The organism is Brevibacillus sp. HB1.1, assembly GCF_013332445.1.
GTDB lineage: Bacteria > Bacillota > Bacilli > Brevibacillales > Brevibacillaceae > Brevibacillus > Brevibacillus porteri.
On the sequence record NZ_JABMIV010000012.1, the window covers coordinates 112399 to 138204 of the forward strand.

Genomic DNA, 25806 nt, shown 5'->3' on the forward strand with positions numbered 1-25806 from the left:
TATTCATCCTTCCAAAATTTGTACATCATTATGTATTTTATAAATAACGAATGTAAAATTCAATATTTTTCGAACGTGAATAAAAAATAAAAAAGAAGAATCATAAATCTCTATCCAGAGAGATCATGATTCTTCTTTCTTTTGAAGGTACGGTTAACCTACCGTGGATAATTGCAACGCACGCTGCAATGCCTGCTCCAGATCAGAAATGATATCGTCGATCGATTCTGTACCGACGGAGAGGCGAATAAGTCCGGGGGTCACTCCGGCTGCTGCCTGCTCTTCTTCTGTCATTTGCTGATGTGTTGTGCTAGCTGGATGAATGATGAGTGACTTGGAGTCCCCGACATTTGCGAGATGGGAGAACAGCTTCACGGACTCGATCAACGTTTTTCCTGCCTCAACGCCACCGCGAATTCCAAAGGTCAGGATCGCGCCAGCACCTTTTGGCAAATATTTTTGTGCCAACTCACGCTGGGAGTCTGACTCGAGTCCTGGATAACTCACCCACTCTACGGCAGAGTGATTGGCGAGGAATTGGGTTACTGCCAAGGCGTTCTGGCTATGCCGTTCGATGCGCAGATGCAGTGTTTCTAATCCTTGCAGGAACAAGAAGGAATTGATCGGGGCGACGGCAGCACCAATATCGCGCTGGAGCTGGACGCGCGCCTTGATAATATAGGCGAGCGGACCGACTGCCTCTGTATAAACAACGCCATGGTAGCTTGGGTCTGGTGTAGTCAGTCCTGGGAATTTCCCGTTGTTCCAGTCAAATTTTCCAGAGTCTACGATAATACCGCCAATTGCTGTTCCGTGGCCGCCGATGAATTTGGTGGTGGAGTGCACGACAATATCGGCCCCGTGCTCAAAAGGACGGCACAAAATCGGAGTCGCGAAGGTGTTGTCCACGATCAAAGGTACGCCATTTTCGTGGGCAATATGGGCGATCGCCTCAATATCAGCGACATCAATGCGTGGATTGCCGATCGTCTCGCAAAACACGGCTTTTGTCTTTTCATTGATATAAGCACGGAAATTTTCCGGATTGGATTGATCAGCAAAATGAACGTTGATACCGAGGCGGGGAAGCGTGTGGGCGAACAGGTTGTAGGTACCGCCATAGAGACTGCTGGAAGCGACGATCTCGTCTCCTGCATGCGCAATATTTAAGATGGCGAATGTAATGGCAGCTTGCCCGGATGCGGTCGCTAATGCACCAACACCACCTTCGAGCAGGGCAACACGCTTCTCAAACACATCCTGGGTCGGATTCATGATGCGTGTATAGATGTTCCCAAACTCTTTTAAGCCAAACAGATTGGCTGCATGCTCCGTATCGCGGAAAACGTAGGAGGTCGTCTGATAGATCGGAACAGCACGTGAGCCTGTTACAGGGTCAACCTCTTGCCCACCGTGTACCGCAAGCGTTTCTGGCTTCCATTGTTGTTGATCGGACATATTCATCTCTCCTTCTACTATGAAATCGACTAATAAAAAAACGGAGCATTCTCCTGAGAAGAAGAAGGCTCCGATCATGCACGGGCTTGTGTTCATCTCTCAGAATCACTGGATTCTGCAGGAATTGGCACCATGCAGCTAGTCTGCTGGTTGCCGGGCTTCGTAGGGCCTGTCCCTCCACCGCTCTTGATGAGAAAAGTTGTTGTCGTAATTGTATGAAAATAAAACCTTGCTGTCAATGTGGAATTTGTAGTTATCAGGGAGGTTTTTGTGTATATATGGATGAAAGGTGTTTCACTCATGCCATTAATTTGTAACGCTTTTGCCTCAAGCTGTTCACATCCCGTGTGGCTACTGCCACAGCGAAATAGGAGATAATGGTAGAAAATAGGGAGCATAGATGCAGGGTAAAGCCAAGTGCTCTTCGCGTTAGAAAAGTAAAAAAGCGTGTGATATCATGGAGGTGGTTACAACTGATCTGATCGTACATATAGGAGGATAAATAGCGATGAGCCATGGAGTAAAGGAAATGACACCACAAGAGCTGTTGGAAAAGCTGGAAGCCAAAGAGGAGCTGCAAATCATTGATGTACGTGAAGTCGATGAGTGGAATGCAGGTCACATTAAAGAGGCGAAGCTGATCCCACTCGGCTTTTTGCCACATCGTATCGATGAGCTGGATAAGAACATTCCGATTGTGATGGTTTGCCGTAGTGGTGCCAGAAGCCATAATGCTACAGCGTATTTGAGTGAACAAGGATATGACGTGGCGAATATGGTTGGCGGCATGCTCGCATGGCCAGGTGAAGTAGAACAGTAAGAAGTGATAGAAACAGTGTGAATGCCTCCCGCGTGTAATCAGGAGGCATCACGCATGGGACAAGCAGGGAGGAAGCAACCCGTGAGTGAAGGAACACAATTGCAGCAGGAATCTGGGATAAAAAAACATTGGTTTCCTGTGTTAGCTGGTATTATCCTTTTGGCTATCGTCGGAGTATTTGGTTATAAGTACATGACACAAGAGAAGATCGAAGTATTGAAGCCCATCGCGGACTTCACCTTAGACAACAGTAACGGAACAACCTATACATTTAATGAAAGTGCTGGTAAGGTACGACTGGTTGAGTTTATGTTTACCAAATGTCCGGATATTTGTCCGGCTACCACGTACAACATGGCCAAGCTGCAAGATCAGTTGAAGGAAAAGGGACTGTTTGGAGACAAAGTAGAGTTTATCTCCATTTCCTTTGACCCTGATAACGATACGCCAGAAGTCTTGCAGGAGTACGCAGCCAAGTTCAAGGCAGATCAGAGTGGCTGGAAGTTCCTGCGCGGTGACGCTCAGGCTGTAGAGAAAGTGACGAAGGATTTTGGTCTGATGGTTATGAAGCAGCCAGATGGTTCTTATGCGCATACGGCTCGCATGTTCCTTGTGGATGGAGATGGAAACATGCGCCGCGCGTACGGGATGGCAGCTGACATGGACATGGAAGTCATGATGAAAGAGATGGAACAGCTCGCTGACTAGCGGGTCTCCTCATAGGAGATGTTTACGACTTCTTCTGTCTGATTCACAAATTCAATATGAACGAGTAACGCCCACCTGCGATTGCTTTCTTGAAGCAAGAGCTTAAACGTCTCTTCTGACGTGGTGGGTGTTTTTTGTTTTCGTCCGACGTGCAGGTAGTCCACAATTTGAGCGTTTGGATATCGCTTCATCGTTTCCTGCATCGCGAGCCTGCCCCATTTTGCATAGGGAGGCTGGGCATAGGTAGGAAACGTCTGAAATAGAAGCAGGAAAAGTATGGGAAAGAGAAGGGGCATCATGTTCCGATAGCGAAATAGGCGACGAGCGGTTTGCATTTGCTTATCCCTCTCCTTTTCGAAATGATTTGCCATGTATTTTGAAGACTTTTTGGAATATCATTCGTAGAAAATAATGACAATGAAGTGAGGGAGGTTTTCGATGCATTATTTGCTGATTCCCTTATTTGGCGTTCCTGTTTTGGTGGGGGTTCTTGCGGCAATATTCCAAAAGCCTCCTTTCTGGAAAAAATGGGGGCCCACGATTGCTTCAGCCATATTGATTTATGGAGGTTGCTTCGCTGCGAATGTACATTGGCAAATGAAGTATGGCATTCCGGTGTTACCTACGGCGGCCGACTTGGAGCTATTTTTATACTTTTGTATCTTGTTGGTGTTTGTTTGTATCCTCATGTATATTGGCTTCTTGATCACGATGAGAAAACAGTTTTGGAAAATGAACCTCGTTTTTCTATGCACAGCCATTGGCATGTTTAGCTTTTTTGCTGCTGCCTTTTTAGGCATGGGACCCTTTTTGAAAAAAGCGGAGTACGTCACCGTCGTACAAAAAGCAAAAGACAAGTGGAAAGCGGCGAAGATGGACAATGAGAAGCCCATTGATCTCGCCATCGTATACAGCAGACAAGATTGTACCAAAAATTGTGCAGGGTATCCGTATACAAGTCTAATCCTGGTACGGAATCAGTCGGATCAGCCGGTGGAGATTGATTTGAAACTGCGATTGCAAAACAAAAGTGGCGCCGTAGTAAAAGAAATCGAAGCCGTACCACTAAAGCTCTCTTCAGGAGAAATTACGGAGGTATGGACGGGCGATTCCTATGCAAAGGACGACTTCTGGGCGAGAGCCAGTGTCGTTACCGATGAAAGAGTTGCTGATTTGGAGTATCAGTATTCAATTATTGACCAAAGATGAATGTGTGGAATAGACAAGACTGTGTGAAACGAACGTCATACGTTGTGATATAATAAGAATGGCATGCTTGGTTCGGATTCCCATAATCATGCACGACGATGTTAGGAGGAAAGAGTTTGAGCGACGTTAAGATTTTCGCGATGGGCGGCCTCGGCGAGATCGGAAAAAATATGTACTGCGTCGAGTATGAGGACGAAATCATCATCATTGACTGCGGGGTGAAATTCCCTGAGAATGAAATGTTTGGTATTGACCTGGTTATCCCGGATGTTTCCTATTTAGTGGATAACCAGCACAAGATTAAAGCACTTTTGTTAACGCACGGACATGAGGATCACATTGGTGCGATTCCTTATATTTTACGGCAAATCAAGGTGCCGATTTACGGTGGTCGTCTGACCCTGGGCTTGGTCAAGGCGAAGCTGGAAGAGCACCGTTTGCAAAATGAAGTGAAGCTGATTCCGATTTCGGAAGATACGGAAATTCCTTTTGCGAAGCTGAAGGCGACATTCTTCCGGACGAACCACAGTATCCCTGATTCTTTGGGAATTGTGCTCCATACACCAGAGGGAATGGTCATTCACACAGGTGACTTCAAGTTTGACATGACACCAGTCGGACAAACAACAGAGTACGGAAAAATTGCACGCATTGGTGCGAGCGGTGACGTTTTGGCGCTTTTGTCTGATAGTACGAACAGTGAGCGTCCTGGATTTACGATGTCAGAGAGAGCGGTAGGGGAAGGGATTCTCGATGTGGTACGCAAAGCGCGTGGTCGCATCATTCTGGCTACCTTCGCTTCCAACGTACATCGCCTCCAACAGGTGGTAGATGCTGCGGAGCAGTGCAATCGCAAAGTGGCGGTTATTGGCCGCAGTATGGAAAAGGTTTTCTTGATTGGACAAGAACTGGGCTATATCCAGATGCCAGAGGGCATGCTGATTGATATTAAGCACATCGACAACTACGCAGACAACCAAGTGCTGATTATTTGCACAGGTAGCCAAGGTGAGCCGATGGCAGCGTTGACCCGGATTGCAGCTGGTTCGCATCGTACCGTTTCCATTTATCCGGAAGATACGGTGATCATTTCTGCATCTCCGATCCCAGGAAATACGATCAACGTAAGCCGCACGATAGACAAGCTGTTCCGTGCAGGTGCCAACGTAGTATTGAGTCACGAATTTGATATTCACGCATCGGGTCATGGAAGCAGCGAAGAGTTGAAGCTCATGCTCAACTTCATTCGTCCGAAATATTTCATCCCGATCCACGGGGAATACCGGATGCTCAAGACTCACTCCAAGCTGGCCCAACAGGTTGGGATCGAGGAGAGCAACATCTTTATTATGGACAATGGCGAAGTACTGAATTGCAACCGCGAAAAAGCGTGGCTCAGTAAAGTACAAGCAGGGATTGTCCTCATTGATGGCAGTGGTATCGGCGACGTCGGCAATATCGTCCTGCGCGATCGCAAGCATTTGGCTGAGGATGGCTTGATGGTCGTGGTTGTTAGCCTCGATATGAAGAACTTCAAAATTTTGACGGGCCCAGATATCGTGAGCCGTGGCTTCGTATACGTACGCGGTTCGGAATCCTTGATTCAGGAAGCGACACAGCTCGTTCGTGGTCGTCTGCAGGAAGCATTGGATAAGAAAATCAAAGAATGGTCTGAGCTGAAGTCACAGATTAATGAAGTGATCAAGCCGTTCATTTACGAAAAGACAGGCCGTAATCCAATGATTCTTACCATTTTGATGGAAGTGTAGCTCCTGCTTTCTCGGGTAGGTGTGATCGGGTTATAATAATAAGTAAGTTGAACTTCGTGATATAAAGGAGAGGTTGCCCAATGATGTCTTATGAAGCATATATGAGCCAAGTAATTCAACCGATGCGCGATGAGTTGACTCGCAACGGTTTCCAAGAGCTTCGCTCTGCTGAAGAAGTAGAACAAGCATTGCCAAATGCAAAAGGCCTGACACTGGTAGTCGTGAACTCTGTTTGTGGCTGCGCGGCAGGACTCGCTCGTCCAGCAGTTGTACATTCCTTGAATCACGCTACAAAGCCGGATAACATCTTCACTGTATTCGCAGGTCAAGACAAGGAAGCGACTGCAAAAGCACGTGAGTATTTCGAAGGCTATGCACCGTCTTCCCCATCCTTCGCGATCATGAAAGACGGCAAAATCATGACCATGGTTGAGCGTCATCAGATCGAGAACAACGAGCTGGCAACAATCGCTGGACTGTTGACCAACGCTTACGACACTTACAAATAAAAAAGCACGAAGCATCACCAGGCGCTCGGCAACGGGCGTCTTTTTTGTGCGCTGGGATTGATTTCCTTTTGTTATTATACTAAAATGTTTAATAAGTATAATAACGGAGGGGAAGAGAGAATGAGCAAGCTGGTAGTGATTACAGGCGTGACACGTGGTTTAGGCAGGGAAATGGTCGAGCGTTTTCACGAAGCAGGCTGGACGGTTGCAGGCTGCGGTCGTTCGGAAAAAGAGGTGCAAGGACTGCGTCAGCAATTCGGAGAACAGCATCATTTTTCTGTCGTCGACGTTTCGATAATGGAGCAGGTGGAAAAGTGGGCAGAGGAAATCAAAGCCGATGTGGGCGTTCCCGATTTGTTGATTAACAATGCCTCCATTATAAACCGGAATAGCCCTGTCATTGGGCTTGCGGCAAGTGAGTTTTCGAGAGTGATGGACATCAATGTAAATGGTGTTTTCTATGTCATTCGTGCCTTTTTACCGTTTATGGTTCAGCGCGCAAATGGCGGAGTCGTCGTAAATATCAGCTCGTACTGGGGAAGACACGGGGAAGCGTTTTTATCGCCGTACTGCGCATCGAAGTTCGCCATCGAAGGATTGACGCAATCATTGGCAGCTGAATTACCTGAGGGAATGGCAGCAGTGGCGCTTGATCCAGGAGGCAGTATCGATACCTCCATGCTCCAATCATGCTCGCCAGAAGAGGTGGACACTGCACCGAATCCGACAGAGTGGAGCCGTGTAGCGGTACCGTACATTATCGGACTTGGTCCGCAAGATAACGGAAAGTCACTCACTTGCCCACCAGTGAGAAACAACTGAATATCGTTGCCATTGTTTTACCACGCTGCTGAGAATCCCTCGGCAGCTTTTTTGGTATGAAAAAATCTCCCGTCGATGGGAGACTTAATTCATGGAGACTCATTCAATGTAGGCTTTCCAGCTTGAATTAAAACCTTATTTTTCCCTAACAACATAGCCAGTATCAAGATGAATAACCCCGTTACAACCAGAAGCCACTCAATCTTAACAACATCTGCGATCGGTCCAAAAATAAGCATACCTATTGGCATCATCGAAGTAGAAATCATGCCGAACACACCAAATATTCTTCCCAAATAGTTTTCATCCACTTTTTCTTGAACCAAGACCATTGTCGGGGTATTGAAAATGGGCATGGCTACGCCAAATAGAGCCATGAAGACTAGATAAATCCAAAAGTTCGGAATGATACCAAGGGCTAATGTGCAGGCGCCCATGATAAAGCTCGCGAATGTCATGGTGTGCACTCTGTTTGTAAAGCCTCCCCAAGAGGCAATAATTCCGCCGCCAGCCATCATCCCAACTGAAAAAGCAATTTCGATTGCCGTTAACCGCCAAACCTCGTCGCCGAAACTCCGTGTAACCTGCAGTGGGGTCAAAAATGCAGCCGGGGCCATCAAGATAAAGAAGAAGGCGAAGAATAAAAAGAACTTCTTCAGAAAATCATTGTTTTTAATGTAGACTAATCCTTCTTTAAAATCGCTGAAGTAGCTCGTTTTTTGTATTCCGGAAGCTTTTGCGTGTAAAGGAATCTTGAGAAAGACGAGCAGTGTACCAATAGCAAGCATTGCAGTTATGACATCAATAAAGAAGATCATTTCAATGGTGGACATAGTGAGTAAGGCAGCACTCACCATCGGGGATACGAACATAATAACAGCCTGTAAGCTTCCGTTTATGCCATTTATTCTGGTCAGTTGGTCGCTTGGTACGATTTGCGGCAAAATAGCTCCAACAGCAGGGGTTTGAATACCGGCTCCGACTGCACGGATAGCAGCCATGAGAAAGAGTAGCCAGGTCGCATTGTATCCCATTAAAAAGACGACTGCGAGTATAAGCGTTGCAAAGGCGATCATAGCATCTGCATAGATGATCAACAGTTTGCGATTGTAGCGGTCTGCCCAAACTCCGGCAACGGGGGATAAAAGAAAAGTAGGGATGAAACCGCAAATGATATATAACGTCATCATGATACCGGATTGCGTATTCAGCGTTATATACCACATCATCGCATATTGAACGAAAGATGATCCAAAAAGTGAAATCGCCTGACTGCTTAGAAAGAGAATAATGTTCTTTTTCCAATGTGGATTTGGCGCTACATGATCATTCGCTTCCATCACGTATGTTTGCCCTCTCTTTCTCTCGTTCTCGAAAGACATTCCTATAGTAGCATAGGACGTCTGCAGTGATTTCTTCTGGATTGCTATTTAGGCTACCCGACTGCCGCAAATAACTCTTAGGTAATACAAACCTCCACTGCCTCCTTCGACTTTTTACACTTACATAAAGTTTTTCAAAAAAGTTGCGATCTTTTTCCACCATTTCCCGTCGTACAAAAGTGTACAAGCAAAAAGGCGATAGCTGCGCAGCGTACCTTTTTGAACCTGTAGCCCTCGATACAGGTTTTGGATATGGGGAGGAAGACAGATGCAGGACGACAGGCTGATCATTGAGGAGGTCCTCCAAGGGAACAAGGAGGCGTATTCTCAGATCATACAAAAATATAACAAAAGGGTCAGATTGCTCATTCGCAAGATGATCGGGCAGCCGCATCTTGAGCAGGACATGGCTCAGGAGATCTTTATCAAGGTGTATTACCATTTGGGTGACTACAGCAAAAGTTACGAATTTGGTGCCTGGCTCTACAGGATCGCCACCAATTATTGCTTTGATGAACTGCGTAATCGGAAACGATCGATTCCGGTTGCAGAAGTAGAGATTGAACTGGCTACCAGTCATACACCCGAACTCGAATACCTTGCGAAAGAGCAGAAAGTCTTTTTACAAAATCGAATGATGACCCTGGAATCAAAATACCGCGTCGTCCTGGAACTGCGTTACCTCCAATTTTTGAGCTATGAAGAAATTAGCGAGGAGCTGGATGTTCCCATTAGTACGGTGCGAACACGTCTTTCCAGAGGCAGGGCCAAGCTCAAAAATGCTATTACGAATTCGGGGAAAGGAGGGGACCTCTACCTATGACATGCTTGGATAAATTCATGCTGAACGCGTATCTGGAAGACAAACTTTCTTTGCGAGTGAAACAAGAAATACAACGGCATCTGGATACATGCGGTTCGTGTCAGAGCAAGTTTGAACAATATTTGGATGAGTTGGATACATCCGACGATGCTGCGGACGATGTATGGCAGACGGAGGCAACCATCCAAAATGTCATGGACAAGCTCCCCGCCTACCCGATGAACGTACTTAAACTCAAGCCCATACAAAAACAACCAGTTCAAATGAATTGGAAAAAACGGAGTGTAGATGTAATGAAGAAAACAACGATTGCAGTTGCAGGATTAGCTATGGTTGTCACATTCGGAACAGCAGTTTCTCCTACTTTTGCGAACTATATGAATGGAATTTATGCGTCGATCAATCCGAGCGAAATAACGGTAACAAAAGGGCCTTACAACGCGAAACAAGTAGTCAACCTGTTTGATAAAAAGCAGACAGACATTGGCGTGAAGAAAGCGGCAGAAAACGGCTTTGTACAGCCGCTTGACATGAAGGTGACAGACCAAGGTCTGACTATGGAAATCAATGCGGTTGTAGCCGATCCGTTGCGAATCATGGTTCTGGGCTCGGTGAAGGACTCGTCAGGCAAAAAGATTCCTTCGTTCTGGAAGGATCAGTTCACGTTCATTTCAAGCGACAATGTGAATGAATTCAGGGAAGTTCGACTGAAAGATAAAAATGGAAAGGTTATCACGAGATTAGATGACAAAACAAGGGAAACAGTGCCATGGCTGCCGCTACCGAACGGTGAAAACTTCGCCTACGGAGGAAGCATGGATGCATACTTTGACGAAGCGAATCCAATACCGGACGAGCTCATACTGGAAATGCGCGTGAAGCGTCTGACAGATACGAAAGGCACGTGGAGTTTGGATATCCCGATTGATATGCGACCAGGAAAAGCAGCCATGAAAACAGTAGCGGTGAACAAGCAGCTGGACACCCCAACCGGGACGACAGTAGAACTGAAGAAAGCGCGCTTCACCTCCACTGGTACGGAATTAGAGTTCTCAACAAGCAAGCCGGATGAGAAACTAGCTGGTATTCGTTACGAACTGTTAGATGAAACAGGTACGGTAATGGGCAAATGGGATGATCTGACTAGCCCCGATGATATGGACCACAATCTCGTTCTCATCGGACAGAGCAGCGGCGCGGGGCTTGACTTTGAAACAAAAAAACCAGACACGAGTTGGTTTCATACTTACATGCCGTTAGATCCTGCAAAGAACCTGACACTGAAGCTCGATGCAGTCTACACAGTAGAAAAGTCTACGTTCCAGGCAAAGCTGCCACTGGCTGAGATGGAAAAGAAACCGATTACCGTCAAAAGCGACGGAAATGAGTTTGCTTTCAAATCTGTGAAGAAGGAAACCGACGACGAGGGTAACCTGTCTTACCTGATTGAAGTAGAGGGCAAGCTTGCCAATGATATGCTCGGAATTCCAGACTATTGGGATGTGTCCACTGATAAGGATAAGGGTGATGATGTGGAAAGGGGCGTATTCACTTTCGACCAGAAGGTTAAAGAGGGCAGCACACTCAAATTCACAGGCGAGCTAAAGGTTTGGAGTGAAAGTCCAAATGTGAAGGAAATGACCGTTAGTTTCGACTCGATGTCCAAAGAGCATAAGGTTAATTGGGAAGTTCCCATTATTAAGGAAAAGAAATAGTCCCATTAAAAAGCCGCTCGGTCCTGTAAAAGGATCGAGCGGCTTCTTTGCAGATGAAATCAGTATTTAGCTTCAACCTCAGTTCGGTTTTCTCGATGAAAATAAGCATGTAACAGACAGAGCAGGACCGAACCCGCAGAGACAAGCGTTGCCAAGAACAGGGTTGGATTAATTCCACCTTGGTCGTACATGAACCCCATAGCCAAAGGCCCCAGCAGTCTCCCGCCAGTTGTAATCGCCCCTACGACTCCCAAATAAAACGGTGCATTCTCCCCAGTTTTTTCCGATATAAAAGTAGGAATAGTGGGCGAGATGAGCATTTCTCCAAATGTAGTGATAACCATTCCGACAACAAATGCGTAATAACTACCGTGGTAGGCGAGCATACACCCAAAACCGACAGCATACGCGATAGCACTAACGACGAGTTGAGCAGACAAGCTCTGATTCACGAGCCGCTTGATCCAGGACGTGATGGGTTGCCCAGCAAAAATGATGATACCGTTGATGGTCCACAGCCAGCTATATGAAGACAGAGGCATCCCCTGCTCGGTAATATAAGGGGCGACGCCTGTGTTCCATACCGTATTGGAAAAGAAAATGAGTGCTGCGCCTAATGCCATAAACAAGTACAATTGGTAGCGCAATAACAGGGTAAAGTTGTTTTTCTCGCGGTGTTTTTGCTTTTCTTCCTGTTGCTCTCCGACCAGCTCTTGATGAGAAATATTCTTCATAAAAAGGAAGAAGAACAGGGCAAACAATAAGGTGCTCGTACTGTTGAACCAAAAAGTAAGCTGGAAGGATAAAGTGGCAATGACTCCAGCCAACGCGGTACCGATTGCCATCCCTAGATTGTTTCCGACATAGACGATGTTAAACAATTCTCGACGCTGTTCTTTCCAGCGAAAACCGATAAATGCCTGAATGGCAGGAAACGACAGGTTGAACGTAAATCCAAGCCCCATCATGAGTATCAGGTAGACAGGCCAGCTCTGAACGAAAGGAATGGAAAATTGAATAAGTCCTTGAATAATCAATGCGCCCACAATAAGACGCTTGGCACCTAGTCGATGAAACAACGATCCGCCGATAAATTGGCCAAAGATTCCGGCCAGAGATTGGATCATCAAGACGAATCCAGCTTCTGTCATCGAGCGTTGCAAAATGGTATGTACGTATAAGGTAGTAAGTGGCCACATGAAGGCGCTCCCGGAGGAGTTAATGAAGCTGGCGATGAGGAAGAAAATGGCCTCACGTGGATAGCGATTGAGGAAAGCTGATGGTGATATCACGCGAATACACCCCTTACCATTAAGGATAAGAATAGTATAGCGAACATTCTAAACTTTGTAAATTAAAATGTATGTAATGTCACAGGTACCCAAATAAAGGCTGCTCCACTTTTGTCGAATTCGAGTATACTAGACAAAGTGGAGAGATGACATTAACTGAGGATATAGAGAATAAAGGTGGACTTTATGAAAATATGGAAACGAGTGTTGCTTCTTCTGCTTGTCGTGATGGCTACGACAGCTGGATACTACGGATACTCTTTTTATCAATTTGCTCAAAATATTCAAGAGCCTAACATCGCACCGCCTAGTGGTGGGAATCCCACCAAAGCAGCAGAAATACCAGAGTGGGATGGCAAGGAACGTGTTAATATCCTGCTGATGGGAGTAGACCGCAGAGGAATGAAAAATAACGGGCTTCCTCGTTCTGACTCCATGATGCTGGTCAGCATCGATCCTACGGGGAAACGTTATGACATGTTTTCAATCCTGCGTGATACGTATGTAGATATTCCCGGAAGAGGTAGCTCGCGGATCAACTCTGCGATTGTAGAGGGTGGACCTGAGCTGGCAATGGAAACGGTTAGTCAGTTCACTGGAATTCCAGTAGATCGTTATGTGATTACTGACTTTGAAGGCTTTAAGGCTCTGATTGATGCAGTGGGCGGAGTCGAGATCGATGTAGAAAAAAACATGTATTATCATGACCCGACAGACAAAGGTGCGTACGATATTAATCTGAAAAAGGGTCTGCAAAAGCTGGATGGAGACAAAGCCTTGCAATATGTTCGTTTCCGTCATGATGCGACCTCCGATTATACACGGACAGAGCGTCAGCGGAAATTAATGACGGCAGTCGTCGATCAGATGAAGAATGGTACGACGCTGATGCAGCTTCCTACGATTTTGAAGGAAGTAACACCATATGTGCAAACCAATATTAGCTCAATGGACATGCTAAAGCTGTCTTCACTCGGATTAAAATTGAATACGTTAGAGCCAGGCAATTATCAATTACCACCAATGGGGATGTTCCGTGAATCGCATAAAGCAGGCTCCGTTCTGGTTCCGGATGTCGATCAGGTTCAGACGTTTGTCCAAGAAAAAATCGCACCTCCTACAGAAGCAACAGATCAACCTGTGGGAGAAAAGAAAAGCAGCACGCAAAACTAAGCGTGCTGTTTTTTTGTGTTTTTTAGGAAAGACTAACCATGATTTTCTACGTGCTGAGGTGACAGTGTCGATGGATCGGGAGAGTGCACGCAATTGGTTTACACATACAAGCGACTTGGTCACTGAACATATCGATGAGCCTGAAGACCGCGTGCGACTTTTCTATTTATCGACCATGGCGGATGCCAAGGTTGTTTACAGTGAGCTCATCCCGAAGCTACGTGAGATTTGTTTGGAAGAAAGCGGAGTGGAGGAAATTGCTCGGCACCTAGGAGCGTCTAGCAGTAACCGGGTTTTTGATGAAGGGGAAGCCATTGAACGTTTACTAAGCGGTCATATTGTCATTCAAGTGGAGGACTCGTCCTATGGCTTGTCGTTCCCTAGTGATGGCACGGTTGGCAGAAGCATTCAAGCGCCCGAAATCGAAACCGTTGTACTAGGCCCACAGATCGCCTTTGTAGAAGAACTGAACGTGAACATCTGCATCATTCGCAAATATATGTCTACCCCAAGGTTGTTCCATGAACGATTGAGCGTGGGAAAAAGCATACCGATGAATGTATCGATACTGTATTTGAGCGGGACGGCTGATGAGGAAAATGTGAATACGGTGCGTCAACGGATTGATGATCTGGAATTGGACACCAGTCTGGATTCTACCATACTGGCTCAGCATATCGCAGACAATGAGAAATCATTATTTCCTACTCTTCAGCAAACAGAGCGTCCAGACCGTGTCATACACGGTTTGCGCCAAGGACAGATTGCCATACTCGTGGAGGGGAGCCCGTTCGCTTTGCTCGGGCCAACCACCCTCTTGCAATTTTTTCAGTCGCCAGATGACTATTACTTGCGTTGGAGTCTCGCTACCTTCAACAGGCTCATGCGCATCTTTGCCATGATTTTGTCCCTGATGCTGACACCGATTTATGTGGCAGCTCTGACCTATCATTACGAGATGATTCCGGCTGATCTGTTGCTTTCGCTCGCGCAATCGCGCTCTCGGGTACCTTTTCCACCACTGTGGGAGGCCATTTTGATGGAGTTGATCATTGAGCTTTTGCGGGAAGCGGGAGCGAGGCTGCCGACCAAGGTCGGTCAGACGATTGGTATCGTGGGCGGTATTGTTATCGGACAAGCTATCGTACAGGCCGGATTCACCAGCAATATTTTGATTATTATCGTTGCCCTCGGAGCTTTGTCATCTTTTATCGCGCCTAGCTATATGATCGGTTCTACAATCCGGGTGGTTCGTTTTCCGATGATTTTACTGGCGGGGGTGCTGGGTGCATTAGGGATTGTGGTTGGATTTAGCTTTCTAGCTAGCCATTTGCTACGTCAGACTAGCTTGGGGCGTCCGTATATGTACCCGATTTACCCCGTGCGATTTACTGATTGGAAGGATGGCTTTATTCGTGCTCCCTTATCCTCCCTTTCGGAACGCCTCAAGTTTTTTAATCCAAAACGAATATTACGTTTTGACAGAGACAAAGCCAAAGAGAAGAAAGACATTGACGAGTAAGCGAGGCGGCTATGAAGATCAATTTGAATGTAACGAAGAGCAATACGATATCAGCATTTCTTGCCGGGCTTCTGGTGCATGGCACTCAAGTTGGGATGGGTGTCCTGGGCTTTCAACGAATCATTGCCAAGGAAGCAGGGCATGATGCCTGGATTTCGGTCATACTTGCTGGCTTGATTACTCATGTAACGGTCTGGATCATTATCAAGACCTTACAAAAATACCCTTCAGCCGATCTGTACGGGATTCAAGAAGATGTGTTTGGAAGGTGGCTTGGAACAGGCATTAGCCTCCTTTATTTGACTTATTTTTTTATATCGGCGGGAGTTATTCTGCGCAACTACATCGAAGTGGTCCAAACATGGGTGTTTCCGAATTTGCCTACGTGGATTTTGTCTGGAATCATCTTGTTTCTCGTGTATTACACCATTGTGGGGGGGATTAGAGTAGTAGCCGGATATACGTTTTTTTCGATTGCGGTAACGATCTGGCTTTTATGTGATCTTTATTTTCCGCTGCAATACGCGCATTGGGAGTATTTGTTTCCGATCATGGACAGCAGTTTGGAGAACCTTTTCAAAGGAATGCTGGCCATGTCTTTGACCAGTGTTGGCTTTGAGGTGATCTACGTGGTTTACCCCTTTGTAGAAAATAAAGATAGGGTCAACAAAAGTACCCAGTGGGCGGTGCTGGTGACGTATCTGGCGTATTTGCTTATCATGCTCGTGTCCCTGGTCTTCTTTAGTCAGGGTCAGCTTATGCGGACGATCTGGGCGACACTCAATCTGCACAAGATGGTGTACCTCCCCGTTCTGGAAAGGTTCGAGCTGGTTGTCATTTCTTTGTGGCTCATCGTCATCTTGCCCAATATTATGTTGTATTTGTGGTGCTCTGCACGTGGACTCAAACGCCTCTTCGGATTCAACTTGCGAACATCGTTGAATTGGATTATGCCCCTGATCTATATTACTTCATTGACGGTGTTTACAAGGTTGGAGATGAATATGATCAATGATTGGTATGGGAAAACGAGTATGTATGTTGCATTCCTGTACCCCTATTTTTTGTACATCATGGTTCTGCTAAAGCAGCGAACGCAACCGGCGAAATCGACGAGCAAAGGGGAAAGTGCCTGATGCGACATGATCGAAAATACGCGATGCCCTTGTTGAAGCGGTTTTTGGCGCTGTGGTGTTCGGGCATCTTGATTGTAACAGGCTGCTCGGATCGGCAAATTTTCGATGAAACAGGACTTGCAACGGCTGTCGGCTATGATCTGTTAAAAGATGGCAAAATTCGCGGGACGTCTGTCATGCCTTCCATTAATCCAGAGGCAAGGCATAAGATACAGATCTTATCAGCCACAGGGGAAACCAGCAAAGGAATCCGGGATAAGATGAATTTGCAATCAGACAAAAGAGTATTGGGTGGGCAAATTCGTGTTGCCCTCTACAGTGAAAACTTTTCAAAGCAGGGACTTGGCAGCATCATTGACACGTTGTATCGGGATTCGTCCCTTTCTAGCAGGATTTATCTTTGTGTGTTTGCAGGCGAAACATATGATATGCTGACGTATCCTTATTCAGAACAAGGGAATATTGGAATCTACCTGTATCGTTTGATTGAGCAAAATATCCGTGGGGAAAAAATTCCTTCTTCGACCATGCATGAGTTTTTCCGGGCTTACTATGAAAAAGGGATCGACCCGGTCATGCCGTACATAGAAAGAAAGGGAGATGAACTGAAAATCAAAGGCATCGCCTTATTCAAAGGTGATCGTTATGTGTCATGGGTTACACCCAAGGAAGCCTTTCTACTCAAACTTATCCACGGAAAGTTCCGCATCGGCAGCTATGATACTTCTGTTCCTACTGCTATTTTTGGGGAGTCACCCAAAAACCACAACAGCAAAAAAGTCCAGGTGCAGCTCGTTTTCGATACAATTTCCAGCCATGCGAAAATCAAATTAAGCCAAATATCCCCACCAATCTTCGATATTCATGTCAAGTTGCATGCCCGAATTTTGGAGTTAACCATCCCGCTAAAGCTAGAAAATGCCAAGTTGCTGAAAATCATGGAACATGCACTGGAGAAAGAGCTTGAAAAAGAATTGCATAAACTCATAAGCAAACTGAAGAGCCTCGATGTTGACCCAATTGGCTTCGGCTCGATCTATCGTTCAGAGAAAAGAGGAATGGCCAACATGACGCAGGCTGAATGGCGAAAGATGTTTCAGGATGCAACGTTTCGCTTCCACGTAAAGTCAAAAATCATCCGCAACGGCGTCATGGATTAAAAAACTTTTCCTTCTATTACTATTGACGTGATATTTCCGAAAAGGATATAATCCGTTTTGTATCATCATGAAATAGAAAAGACGAACATAATATACGTAGATATCTTTCTTATCAAGAGAGGCGGAGGGACAGGCCCTATGAAGCCCGGCAGCCGGTTCATTTTCGGATGAACGTCGCGGTGCCAATTCCTACAAGATTGTTTGGATCTTGTATAGATGAGAAGGGTGGATGCGAACGTATAACATTGCGTTGCAGCCCCTTTTTCGTTTATGAAAAAAGGGGTTTTCTGATTTTATTTAGATTGTGGTCGGGAGGTGGATGCGTTGATCCAACTGCGTCATTTGCATAAAAGCTATCAAGTACAAGGGAAAACCATCCCAGCGTTAACGGGGATCGACCTTTCCATAGAGCAAGGAGAAATATACGGGATTATCGGACACTCTGGTGCAGGGAAAAGTACGTTGATCCGATGCATCAATTTGCTGGAGCGTCCAACTTCAGGGGAAGTTATTGTGGACGGCGTCGATTTGACAAAGCTGGATGAAGGGAAGCTGCAAGAAAAGCGCCGCTCAATCGGCATGATTTTTCAGCACTTCAACTTGCTGTCTTCTTCGACAGTCGGCGAAAATGTCGCTTTTCCGCTCAAGCTGGCAAAGCGTCCGAAGGCAGAGATTGATAAGAAAGTGAACGAGCTGCTAAAGCTGGTTGGCTTGGAGGCACATAAGGACAAATATCCGTCCCAACTGTCTGGCGGACAGAAGCAGCGTGTAGGGATTGCTCGGGCGCTCGCGAATGATCCAAAAGTGCTGCTCTGTGACGAAGCTACATCGGCTCTCGATCCGCAGACGACGAACTCCATTCTGGCACTCCTCTTGGACATCAACCGTAAGCTGGGCTTGACCATTGTGTTGATTACCCACGAGATGCACGTCATTCGCTCCATTTGTGATCGTGTTGGCGTCATTGATGGAGGAAAGATCGTCGAGTCGGGTAACGTACTGGATGTATTCCTTCGTCCGCAGCATCTAACGACACAAGAATTCGTGGAACAAGTAGCGGATTCTACAGAGCTGCGTGAAGCAGTCGCGCACGAAAAGGCCTCGGGGAACCGCACGATTGCTCGTGTCACCTTCCTCGGAGAAAAAACGTATCAGCCGATCCTGTTCCAGACAATGCAAGAGACTGGTACGGTATTCAGCATTTTGCAGGGAACAATCTCCCGCATGAAGGATACGCCGTATGGTCAGTTGGTGATCGAGCTGGAAGGCGATGTCGCACAGAATCAAAAGACCATTGAGACGCTGCGCCAACGTGGCTTGGAAGTAGAGGTGATATAAATGGACTGGACATTCGAAAATGTGGATTGGGCTGAAATCGGCGTAGGTACGATGGATACGCTCACGATGCTCGGCTTTTCCACCCTGTTTACCGTCCTGATTGGTTTGCCGCTGGGAATCATTCTATTTTTGACCTCACGCGGACAGCTTCTGCAAAACCGCACTTTTTATTCGATCGCATCATTCGTTGTCAACGTATTGCGTTCGGTACCGTTTATCATTTTGATGATTTTGCTGATTCCTGTGACGAAAATGATCGTAGGAACCTCACTCGGCGTACTGGGTGCTATTCCGCCACTCGTATTTGGTGCCGCTCCGTTTTTCGCACGGTTGGTGGAAACCTCTCTGCGTGAGATTGATAAAGGCGTGATTGAGGCCGCACAATCCATGGGGGCTTCCAATTGGCAGATCGTCTGGAATGTCCTTTTGCCAGAATCTAGATCAGGCCTGATCGCGGGTATTACGATCACGACGGTTACGTTGGTATCCTACACTGCAATGTCTGGGGTAATTGGCGGTGGTGGTCTGGGTGACTTGGCGATCCGATACGGTTATCAACGTTTCCAAACCGATGTCATGATTGTGACTGTTGTTATTTTGCTGGTGATGGTACAGATCTTACAATCGCTGGGGGACCGTCTGGTTCTCAAGTTCAGCCGTAAGTAGGATTTTTCCATAAAAGTTATCAAAGAATAAGACAAATACATGCAAGGGGGAAATCATTCATGAAAAAGCTAGTCGTATCTGTACTTTCTACTGTGTTGGCATTTTCTTTGGCAGCTTGCGGAGGCAAAACCGAAACTGCACCTGCTCCAGCTGAAGGTGGCGCACAAGGCGGACAACAGGAAGTAACATTGAAGGTAGGCGCTTCTCCCGTTCCACATGCAGCTATCTTGAAATTCGTTCAACCAAAACTGAAAGAACAAGGCGTGAACCTGGAAATCAAAGAGTTCACCGATTACGTACAACCTAACGTTCAAGTGAACGAGAAACAACTCGACGCAAACTTCTTCCAGCACAAGCCTTACCTGGAAGACTTCAATAAAGGACAAAACATGAACCTGGTGCCAGTAGTGGCTGTACACATCGAGCCATTCGGCGCTTACAGCAAAAAAGTGAAATCAGTGGATGAATTAGCTGATGGCGCAACTATCGCGCTGCCAAACGATCCAACAAACAGTGGTCGCGCACTCGCACTCTTGGAGAAAAACGGCGTGATCAAGCTGAAAGAAGGCGCTGGCATCAGCGGTACAGTGAAAGACGTTGTTGAGAACAAGAAAAACCTGAAGTTCAAAGAAGTAGAAGCAGCGATGTTGCCACGCGTTCTGGAAGAAGTAGATCTGGCGTTGATCAACACCAACTATGCGCTGGAAGCAAAACTTGTTCCAACCAAAGACGCTCTGTTTATTGAAGATAAAGATACTCCATACGCAAACTTCTTGGTAGCTCGTCCTGACAACAAGGATTCCGAAGCAATGCAAAAGCTGGCAAAAGAACTGAACTCACCTGAAGTGAAAAAGTTCATTGAAGATGAATACAAAGGCGCGATTATTCCAGCGTTCTAAATCAACAAATAATTGATCGATCAACGAAACCCAACTGGCCGAAAAGCTGGTTGGGTTTTACTTTTATTTATAATGTAGTGAATTTTCATAAAATTAAATTAAATCTATACGAACCCCGTTTTCAACCCAATTCCCGTCGAGTATATTGTGTTTGAAATGAGAAAATATAGATAAGGGGGAATTTTCTGATGAAAAGAAATCTCAAGTTGTTTCTTGGCGCGATGCTGGTCGCCGGAAGCGTGTTAGCTGGATGCTCCACGAGTACGCAGCCATCAACGACAACCCCTCCAAGTGAGGGAACCGCGGCGCCAGCTGAAAAGTCTGCAAATGCAAAGCCGCAATTATTTCGGGCGAACATTATGAGTGAGCCTGCGACAGCGGACCCTGGTCTTGCGAAGGATGCCACTGCGGGAGCGATCGTTCGTGCTACGTTTGATGGCTTGACTCGCTTTGATGCAAACGCAAAGCCAGTGAATTCAGTAGCATCCGATGTGAAAATCTCGGATGACAAACTGGTGTATACGTTCACGCTCCGCGACTCCAAATGGAGCAATGGTGATCCAGTCACTGCCCATGACTTCGTGTATGCATGGAAGCGTGCACTCGGCAAGACTTTTGGGGCTGAGTATGCTTATCAGCTGTACTACATTAAAAATGCGCAGCTGATTCACAAAGGCCAGGCGAAGCCCGACGAACTCGGTGCGAAGGCAATCGATGACAAAACACTGGAAGTCACACTTGAGAATCCAACGCCTTACTTCCTGGAGCTGACGGCTTTCTACACGTACTACCCGGTTAACCAAAAAGTAGTGGAGGCCAATCCAAAATGGGCAAACGAAGCGGCGACGCACGTAAGCAACGGTCCATTTAAGATGAAAGCGTGGGAGCACAAGAGCAAGATCGTGCTTGAAAAGAACGAGCAATACTGGGATAAAGACGTAGTGAAGCTCGATCGCATCGAGATCGCGATGATCGAGGACGATAATACAGCCCTGTCCATGTTCGAAAACGGTGAGCTGGATTGGGCAGGTCAGCCACTCGGTGGACTTCCCACCGATGCGATCCCGACACTGAGAGACGCGGGCAAACTCGTTGTTCATCCAAAAGCGACGATGTACTGGTACAAGTTGAATACGACAAAAGGGCCGCTCAGCAATGTGAAAATTCGTAAAGCCTTGGCATACTCGGTTGACCGTAAAACCATCGTGGATAACATCACACAAGTGGGCCAAGTGCCAACGATGGGGATGTTGCCGCAATCCATGATTATCAAAAAAGAAGGCTACTTCAAAGATAATGATGTAGAAACGGCCAAAAAGCTGTTGGAAGAAGGTATGAAGGAGCTTAACGTGACAACGCTGCCTCCGATCACCTTGACGTACAACCCAAGCGACAGACATAAGAAAATTGCCGAGGCGCTTCAGGACCAATGGAAACAAAAACTTGGCATTGAAGTAAAGCTCATGGTGAAGGAGGCCACTGTTCACATACAGGATATGCATCAACTTAATTACGAAATAGGCCGTATCGGCTGGAATGCAGACTTTAATGATCCAATGAATTACCTGGAAATGTTCCGGGATGGTAATACAGGCAACAACGACACAGGCTGGGAAGACCCACGCTACCAAGAGCTGCTGAAACGGGCATCAGTAGAAATTGATCCAGAGAAGCGCAAGCAGCTGTTTGGAGAGGCTGAGCAAATCTTCATGGATGCCATGCCTTTGATCCCCATGTTCACGGATGTCGATGTCTGGGTACAAAGCGACAAGGTGAAAGGCGTTCAAGTGGACGGACTCGGATTTATTGACCTGAAGTGGGCAGAAATGACGGAGTAACAAAAAAACAAAAATCCCGAGGCCAACGAAATTGCTGGTTTCGGGATTCTTTTCTATTAGTAGCCAAGATCAAGTGTCTTGCCTGTCTCCGCATACGTCTTGATCGATGAGAGCATCATTGGCCAATTGTTGCTGGCACTTTCGTGGGAGGGGTGGTTTTCTGTCCATTGATCCTGAATCAAAGTCAGCTTGGTGCAGCCGCCAACCGGTTCTAAGGTAATGGTGACACGAGACTGTAATTCCGCATGATTCTTGTAATAGGCAGGACCAGGATGTTCAGTGAAACTGAAAATATGATGAGGTTCGAGCTGCAAGATCTTCCCGTATACATGAACCGTGTCGTCACCGTCTTTCCCCGGACCAACGTAAGCCATCTCATCGCCTACTTGAAAAGTCGACTGAATCGTACAGCCAAAGAAGGTGCTCTTTACGCCTTCATCGGAAGTAAGGACATGCCAGACTTGCTCTGGCGTAGCACCAATGTAGAAATCGAAGCGAAGATCCATCGTTTTACCCCCTGATTTTTTCATTTGGGAATTGTAATCAAGTCTCCCAACTACTACTCTTACTATAAGAAGAATTCGGTAGTGTGTATTGTAAAAACACGACAGGAGGCGCACCTTGGAAAATCAGACTGCCAAGCTCCCAAAGGGTGTACTGCATGCCATGATTGGGCAGAAGAAATTTTCGCTGGACAGATACGAGCCATCTGCCGAAATTAGCTACTTCGTGCAGCACTACTGGATCGTCAGGTGGGATTTGCGTACACAACTTCCTTACTCGCAAACCGTACTGGCTCATCCTAATGTGAATCTCGTGTTTGAAAAAGGAGCAACTGGCATTTTTGGTGTAGCCCGCACGACTTCCTCGCATCTTTTAGCGGGACAAGGCCAAGTGTTTGGAGTGAAATTCAGGCCAGGAGGTTTTTATCCGTTTCTGAATGCCCCGGTATCAAAGTTGAGTGGTACTTCTTCGAGTCTGGAAGCCTTATTTGGTGTTGGTGTTTCAACCGAGCAGCTTGAGAAAGAAGTGCTAAGCCTGCCAGATGATGAGCAAATGATAAAAAGGGTAGAAGCCTTTCTATTCGAATATTTGCCGGAGCCTGACCCGAATGTAGCGCGCATCAGTGAAATTGTCAGGATGATCCAGGCAGATCGATCCGTACTCAAGGTCGAGGATGCGGTACAGTTGACCGGAATGAACATGCGGACGATGCAGCGTTTGTTTGATCGTTATGTAGGTGTCAGTCCGAAGTCGGTCATCCAACGATACAGACTGCATGAGGCAGCAGAGCAGATTGACCAGGGAACAGTCCAAGATTGGCTGGACCTGTCTACCTCTCTTGGCTACTACGATCACTCTCACTTCATTCGAGATTTTCGAGAAATCGTTGGTGTAGCGCCGAACGAGTATCGACGAGCCCAAATTTAATCATAGTGAACCCCTTCGCCTTCTGGTCGGAGGGGTTGTTTCATTCCTGCATAAATTTTTATATACGAGGCATACTTCATCATGATGAAAATACCAAATTTATTTCCTTTAATAGAATTTGATGTTTGAATAAAACATAATTAATTTTACTTAAAATGTCTTCAATATTACTAAAAATGCAGTATATTTGTGGAGTAGCTTTCAATGAAGTTTTACCGATAGAAAAATAGGGGGTCAACACCGTGAAAAAAAGCGTTTTTGCAGCAATGAGTTCTATCCTGGTTCTGAGTGCGGCGCTGGCAGGTTGTGGCGGCGGCGGTGAGAAAGCAGGCGAGCAAGGCAATGCTTCTAAGGAGCAAACAAGCGGTCCTAAAGAATTGAGAATGAACATGATGTCCGAGCCACCAACTGCTGACCCTGCATTGGCTGAGGATTCTACTTCCAGTGCGGTTCTGCGTGCAACATTTGATGGTCTCACTCGTATTGGCGAAGATGGCAAACCACATCCATCTGTAGCAGAAAAAATTGACGTATCCGAAGATGGTCTTACTTATACATTCACCCTGCGTGACAGCAAATGGAGCAATGGGGAGCCAGTTACTGCAAAGGATTTCGAATTCGCTTGGAAGCGAGCGCTCAATCCGAAAACAGCATCTAACTACTCCTACCAATTGTATTACCTGAAAAATGCAGAAGAATACAACAAGGGTAAAGCAAAAGCTGAAGATGTTGGCGTAAAAGCAAAAGACGATAAAACACTCGTCGTGACTTTGAAAAACCCAACACCATTCTTCTTGGAGCTGACTGCGTTCTATACGTACTACCCAGTTAACCAAAAAGTAGTGGAAAGCAGCGATAAATGGGCGGGCGAAGCAGCTACACACGTAGGTAACGGTCCATTCAAAATGGAAAAATGGGAACATAAGAGCAAATTGGTTCTCGTGAAGAGCGATACCTACTGGGATAAAGACGTTGTAAAACTCGACAAGCTCAACTTCTCCATGGTTGAAGATGCAAATACAGAGCTGTCCATGTTCGACAATGACGATTTGGATTGGTCCGGAGCACCTTTGAGCTCACTTCCTACCGATGCGATTCCTGCATTGAAAGAATCCGGCCAAATGCAAACACGCCCGATCGCAGGTACGTACCTGTACAAATTCAATACGGAAGTTCCGCCGTTCAACAACGCGAAAATCCGTAAGGCGTTTGCTTATGCAATCGATCGTAAATCTATCATCGACAACATCACGCAAGCAAACCAAGAACCAGCAATGGGTCTGATCCCGCCAACAATGGCAGTGGCAACAAGCCCGTACTTCAAAGACGGCGATGCAGAAGTAGCGAAAAAATTGCTGGAAGAAGGTATGAAGGAAGAAGGCATTACCAAAATGCCGACCCTTACTCTTTCCTTCAACACGTCTGAAGGTCACAAGAAAATTGCCGAAGCGATCCAAGACCAATGGAAGAAAGCACTCGGCGTAGACATTAAGCTGGAGAACAAAGAATGGAAAGTATTCTTGGAAGATGTAAACCAAGGTAAATTCCAAATCGCACGTTCCAGCTGGACTGGTGACTACAACGATCCATACACGTTCTTGGACCTGTTCAAGGACAAAGATGGCGGAAACAACGACACGAAATGGGAAAATCCGAAGTACAAAGAGCTGCTGAACCAGTCTGCTTTGGAAAAAGACCCAGAAAAACGCAAACAAATCCTGGCACAAGCAGAAGCCATTTTCATGGACGAAATGCCAGCAATGCCAATCTACTACTACACTCATTCTTATGTGAAAAAAGACAAAGTAAAAGGTGTAGTACTCGACGGTCTCGGTTTCGTAGACTGGAAATGGGCAGACATTCAATAAGAAAAAGCGCATAACAAGTTGTAACAAGAGAAGAGTGCTACGGCACTCTTCTTTTTTTATAAACCATTTATAAGAGAGAACAATTGAGCAGAGAATTGATGATGATGTTAGGAATTATAAAATTATAAATTAAATTACTATTGCGATTTTACTGACTGTGGATAAAATTGGGTGAGTGAAAAAATAGATCGATAAATGATGGTTGAATCCTCAACTCTAAAAAAGCTTGATATTATGCGGTTTTTCGTAGGGATATCGAGATAGGGAT

General features: G+C 46.1%; 23 protein-coding genes and 2 riboswitches. Of the genes, 18 read left to right on the plus strand and 5 right to left on the minus strand.

What is annotated here, in order from left to right; translation table 11 throughout:
- Window positions 1-153: 153 nt before the first annotated feature.
- Window positions 154-1458, minus strand: a complete 1305-nt coding sequence (locus tag HPY27_RS25200; protein ID WP_174226264.1) for a homocysteine synthase — start codon at window positions 1456-1458, stop codon at window positions 154-156.
- An 89-nt stretch (window positions 1459-1547) separates the two neighbouring features.
- A riboswitch (SAM riboswitch) is annotated at window positions 1548-1654 on the minus strand.
- Between the two features lie 312 nt (window positions 1655-1966).
- On the opposite strand from HPY27_RS25200, the gene HPY27_RS25205 reads away from it, so the two are divergent.
- Window positions 1967-2278, plus strand: a complete 312-nt coding sequence (locus HPY27_RS25205) for a rhodanese-like domain-containing protein (protein WP_173624102.1) — start codon at window positions 1967-1969, stop codon at window positions 2276-2278.
- An 81-nt stretch (window positions 2279-2359) separates the two neighbouring features.
- Window positions 2360-2986 carry an SCO family protein gene (locus HPY27_RS25210; protein ID WP_238144610.1) on the plus strand — a complete coding sequence of 209 codons (627 nt, stop codon included), beginning with the start codon at window positions 2360-2362 and terminating at the stop codon, window positions 2984-2986.
- Here the strand turns inward: HPY27_RS25210 and HPY27_RS25215 are convergent.
- Window positions 2983-3321: a YqzG/YhdC family protein gene (locus HPY27_RS25215; protein WP_174226265.1), complete on the minus strand. Its 339-nt coding sequence runs from the start codon at window positions 3319-3321 to the stop codon at window positions 2983-2985. The genes HPY27_RS25210 and HPY27_RS25215 overlap by 4 nt on opposite strands.
- A gap of 103 nt (window positions 3322-3424) precedes the next feature.
- On the opposite strand from HPY27_RS25215, the gene HPY27_RS25220 reads away from it, so the two are divergent.
- From HPY27_RS25220 to HPY27_RS25235, 4 genes are all read left to right on the plus strand, one after another.
- Window positions 3425-4195, plus strand: coding sequence for a hypothetical protein (locus tag HPY27_RS25220; protein ID WP_174226266.1), 771 nt, complete (start codon window positions 3425-3427; stop codon window positions 4193-4195).
- 98 nt (window positions 4196-4293) lie between these two features.
- Window positions 4294-5964 carry a ribonuclease J1 gene (rnjA, locus tag HPY27_RS25225; RefSeq protein WP_017247251.1) on the plus strand — a complete coding sequence of 557 codons (1671 nt, stop codon included), beginning with the start codon at window positions 4294-4296 and terminating at the stop codon, window positions 5962-5964.
- A gap of 80 nt (window positions 5965-6044) precedes the next feature.
- Complete coding sequence (locus HPY27_RS25230) at window positions 6045-6473, plus strand: BrxA/BrxB family bacilliredoxin (RefSeq protein ID WP_017247252.1); 429 nt, start codon at window positions 6045-6047, stop codon at window positions 6471-6473.
- A gap of 120 nt (window positions 6474-6593) precedes the next feature.
- Window positions 6594-7295: an SDR family oxidoreductase gene (locus HPY27_RS25235; protein WP_174226267.1), complete on the plus strand. Its 702-nt coding sequence runs from the start codon at window positions 6594-6596 to the stop codon at window positions 7293-7295.
- A gap of 89 nt (window positions 7296-7384) precedes the next feature.
- On the opposite strand, the gene HPY27_RS25240 is transcribed toward HPY27_RS25235, so the two are convergent.
- A complete protein-coding gene (locus HPY27_RS25240; protein ID WP_026042953.1) occupies window positions 7385-8635 on the minus strand; it encodes an MFS transporter in 1251 nt (416 codons plus the stop codon).
- Window positions 8636-8945: 310 nt separating this feature from the next.
- Here HPY27_RS25240 and HPY27_RS25245 point away from each other — a divergent pair, with 310 nt between their 5' ends.
- Together HPY27_RS25245 and HPY27_RS25250 are read left to right on the plus strand one after the other, a co-directional pair.
- The gene (locus HPY27_RS25245; RefSeq protein ID WP_017247255.1) at window positions 8946-9500 is read left to right on the plus strand and encodes an RNA polymerase sigma factor; all 555 of its coding nucleotides are present in this window, start codon (window positions 8946-8948) and stop codon (window positions 9498-9500) included.
- Window positions 9497-11215, plus strand: a complete 1719-nt coding sequence (locus tag HPY27_RS25250) for a DUF4179 domain-containing protein (protein WP_174226268.1) — start codon at window positions 9497-9499, stop codon at window positions 11213-11215. The genes HPY27_RS25245 and HPY27_RS25250 overlap by 4 nt, the downstream gene beginning before the upstream one ends.
- Before the next feature lie 59 nt (window positions 11216-11274).
- Here HPY27_RS25250 and HPY27_RS25255 read toward each other — a convergent pair whose 3' ends face one another.
- A complete protein-coding gene (locus HPY27_RS25255; protein ID WP_174226269.1) occupies window positions 11275-12507 on the minus strand; it encodes an MFS transporter in 1233 nt (410 codons plus the stop codon).
- 186 nt (window positions 12508-12693) lie between these two features.
- On the opposite strand from HPY27_RS25255, the gene HPY27_RS25260 reads away from it, so the two are divergent.
- From HPY27_RS25260 to HPY27_RS25295, 8 genes are all read left to right on the plus strand, one after another.
- Entirely contained in the window at window positions 12694-13680 is a 987-nt protein-coding gene (locus tag HPY27_RS25260) for an LCP family protein (RefSeq protein ID WP_017247258.1), read from the plus strand.
- Between the two features lie 70 nt (window positions 13681-13750).
- Window positions 13751-15202, plus strand: coding sequence for a spore germination protein (locus HPY27_RS25265; protein ID WP_174226270.1), 1452 nt, complete (start codon window positions 13751-13753; stop codon window positions 15200-15202).
- 11 nt (window positions 15203-15213) lie between these two features.
- Complete coding sequence (locus tag HPY27_RS25270; protein ID WP_174226271.1) at window positions 15214-16338, plus strand: GerAB/ArcD/ProY family transporter; 1125 nt, start codon at window positions 15214-15216, stop codon at window positions 16336-16338.
- Entirely contained in the window at window positions 16338-17498 is a 1161-nt protein-coding gene (locus HPY27_RS25275; protein WP_174226272.1) for a Ger(x)C family spore germination protein, read from the plus strand. Before HPY27_RS25270 ends, HPY27_RS25275 begins: the two co-directional genes overlap by 1 nt.
- Window positions 17499-17604: 106 nt before the next feature.
- Window positions 17605-17721: riboswitch (SAM riboswitch) on the plus strand.
- Between the two features lie 101 nt (window positions 17722-17822).
- Window positions 17823-18836 carry a methionine ABC transporter ATP-binding protein gene (locus tag HPY27_RS25280; RefSeq protein WP_017247262.1) on the plus strand — a complete coding sequence of 338 codons (1014 nt, stop codon included), beginning with the start codon at window positions 17823-17825 and terminating at the stop codon, window positions 18834-18836.
- The gene (locus HPY27_RS25285) at window positions 18837-19502 is read left to right on the plus strand and encodes a methionine ABC transporter permease (RefSeq protein WP_017247263.1); all 666 of its coding nucleotides are present in this window, start codon (window positions 18837-18839) and stop codon (window positions 19500-19502) included. It abuts the gene before it with no gap.
- 59 nt (window positions 19503-19561) lie between these two features.
- The gene (locus tag HPY27_RS25290; RefSeq protein WP_017247264.1) at window positions 19562-20401 is read left to right on the plus strand and encodes a MetQ/NlpA family ABC transporter substrate-binding protein; all 840 of its coding nucleotides are present in this window, start codon (window positions 19562-19564) and stop codon (window positions 20399-20401) included.
- Window positions 20402-20589: 188 nt separating this feature from the next.
- Window positions 20590-22239: a peptide ABC transporter substrate-binding protein gene (locus HPY27_RS25295; protein WP_174226273.1), complete on the plus strand. Its 1650-nt coding sequence runs from the start codon at window positions 20590-20592 to the stop codon at window positions 22237-22239.
- A gap of 56 nt (window positions 22240-22295) precedes the next feature.
- Here HPY27_RS25295 and HPY27_RS25300 read toward each other — a convergent pair whose 3' ends face one another.
- Complete coding sequence (locus HPY27_RS25300) at window positions 22296-22745, minus strand: SRPBCC family protein (protein ID WP_174226274.1); 450 nt, start codon at window positions 22743-22745, stop codon at window positions 22296-22298.
- A gap of 115 nt (window positions 22746-22860) precedes the next feature.
- On the opposite strand from HPY27_RS25300, the gene HPY27_RS25305 reads away from it, so the two are divergent.
- Together HPY27_RS25305 and HPY27_RS25310 are read left to right on the plus strand one after the other, a co-directional pair.
- A complete protein-coding gene (locus tag HPY27_RS25305) occupies window positions 22861-23670 on the plus strand; it encodes a helix-turn-helix domain-containing protein (protein ID WP_174226275.1) in 810 nt (269 codons plus the stop codon).
- A 242-nt stretch (window positions 23671-23912) separates the two neighbouring features.
- Window positions 23913-25538, plus strand: a complete 1626-nt coding sequence (locus tag HPY27_RS25310) for a peptide ABC transporter substrate-binding protein (RefSeq protein WP_017247268.1) — start codon at window positions 23913-23915, stop codon at window positions 25536-25538.
- Window positions 25539-25806 lie beyond the last annotated feature (268 nt).

Coding starts and splice junctions, on each gene's coding strand:
- HPY27_RS25200 (WP_174226264.1), bottom strand. CDS start 1,458: ATGTCCGATCAACAACAATGGAAGCCAGAAACGCTTGCGGTACACGGT.
- HPY27_RS25205 (WP_173624102.1), top strand. CDS start 1,967: ATGAGCCATGGAGTAAAGGAAATGACACCACAAGAGCTGTTGGAAAAG.
- HPY27_RS25215 (WP_174226265.1), bottom strand. CDS start 3,321: ATGCAAACCGCTCGTCGCCTATTTCGCTATCGGAACATGATGCCCCTT.
- HPY27_RS25220 (WP_174226266.1), top strand. CDS start 3,425: ATGCATTATTTGCTGATTCCCTTATTTGGCGTTCCTGTTTTGGTGGGG.
- rnjA (WP_017247251.1), top strand. CDS start 4,294: ATGTTAGGAGGAAAGAGTTTGAGCGACGTTAAGATTTTCGCGATGGGC.
- HPY27_RS25230 (WP_017247252.1), top strand. CDS start 6,045: ATGATGTCTTATGAAGCATATATGAGCCAAGTAATTCAACCGATGCGC.
- HPY27_RS25235 (WP_174226267.1), top strand. CDS start 6,594: ATGAGCAAGCTGGTAGTGATTACAGGCGTGACACGTGGTTTAGGCAGG.
- HPY27_RS25240 (WP_026042953.1), bottom strand. CDS start 8,635: ATGGAAGCGAATGATCATGTAGCGCCAAATCCACATTGGAAAAAGAAC.
- HPY27_RS25245 (WP_017247255.1), top strand. CDS start 8,946: ATGCAGGACGACAGGCTGATCATTGAGGAGGTCCTCCAAGGGAACAAG.
- HPY27_RS25250 (WP_174226268.1), top strand. CDS start 9,497: ATGACATGCTTGGATAAATTCATGCTGAACGCGTATCTGGAAGACAAA.
- HPY27_RS25260 (WP_017247258.1), top strand. CDS start 12,694: ATGAAAATATGGAAACGAGTGTTGCTTCTTCTGCTTGTCGTGATGGCT.
- HPY27_RS25265 (WP_174226270.1), top strand. CDS start 13,751: ATGGATCGGGAGAGTGCACGCAATTGGTTTACACATACAAGCGACTTG.
- HPY27_RS25270 (WP_174226271.1), top strand. CDS start 15,214: ATGAAGATCAATTTGAATGTAACGAAGAGCAATACGATATCAGCATTT.
- HPY27_RS25275 (WP_174226272.1), top strand. CDS start 16,338: ATGCGACATGATCGAAAATACGCGATGCCCTTGTTGAAGCGGTTTTTG.
- HPY27_RS25285 (WP_017247263.1), top strand. CDS start 18,837: ATGGACTGGACATTCGAAAATGTGGATTGGGCTGAAATCGGCGTAGGT.
- HPY27_RS25290 (WP_017247264.1), top strand. CDS start 19,562: ATGAAAAAGCTAGTCGTATCTGTACTTTCTACTGTGTTGGCATTTTCT.
- HPY27_RS25295 (WP_174226273.1), top strand. CDS start 20,590: ATGAAAAGAAATCTCAAGTTGTTTCTTGGCGCGATGCTGGTCGCCGGA.
- HPY27_RS25300 (WP_174226274.1), bottom strand. CDS start 22,745: ATGGATCTTCGCTTCGATTTCTACATTGGTGCTACGCCAGAGCAAGTC.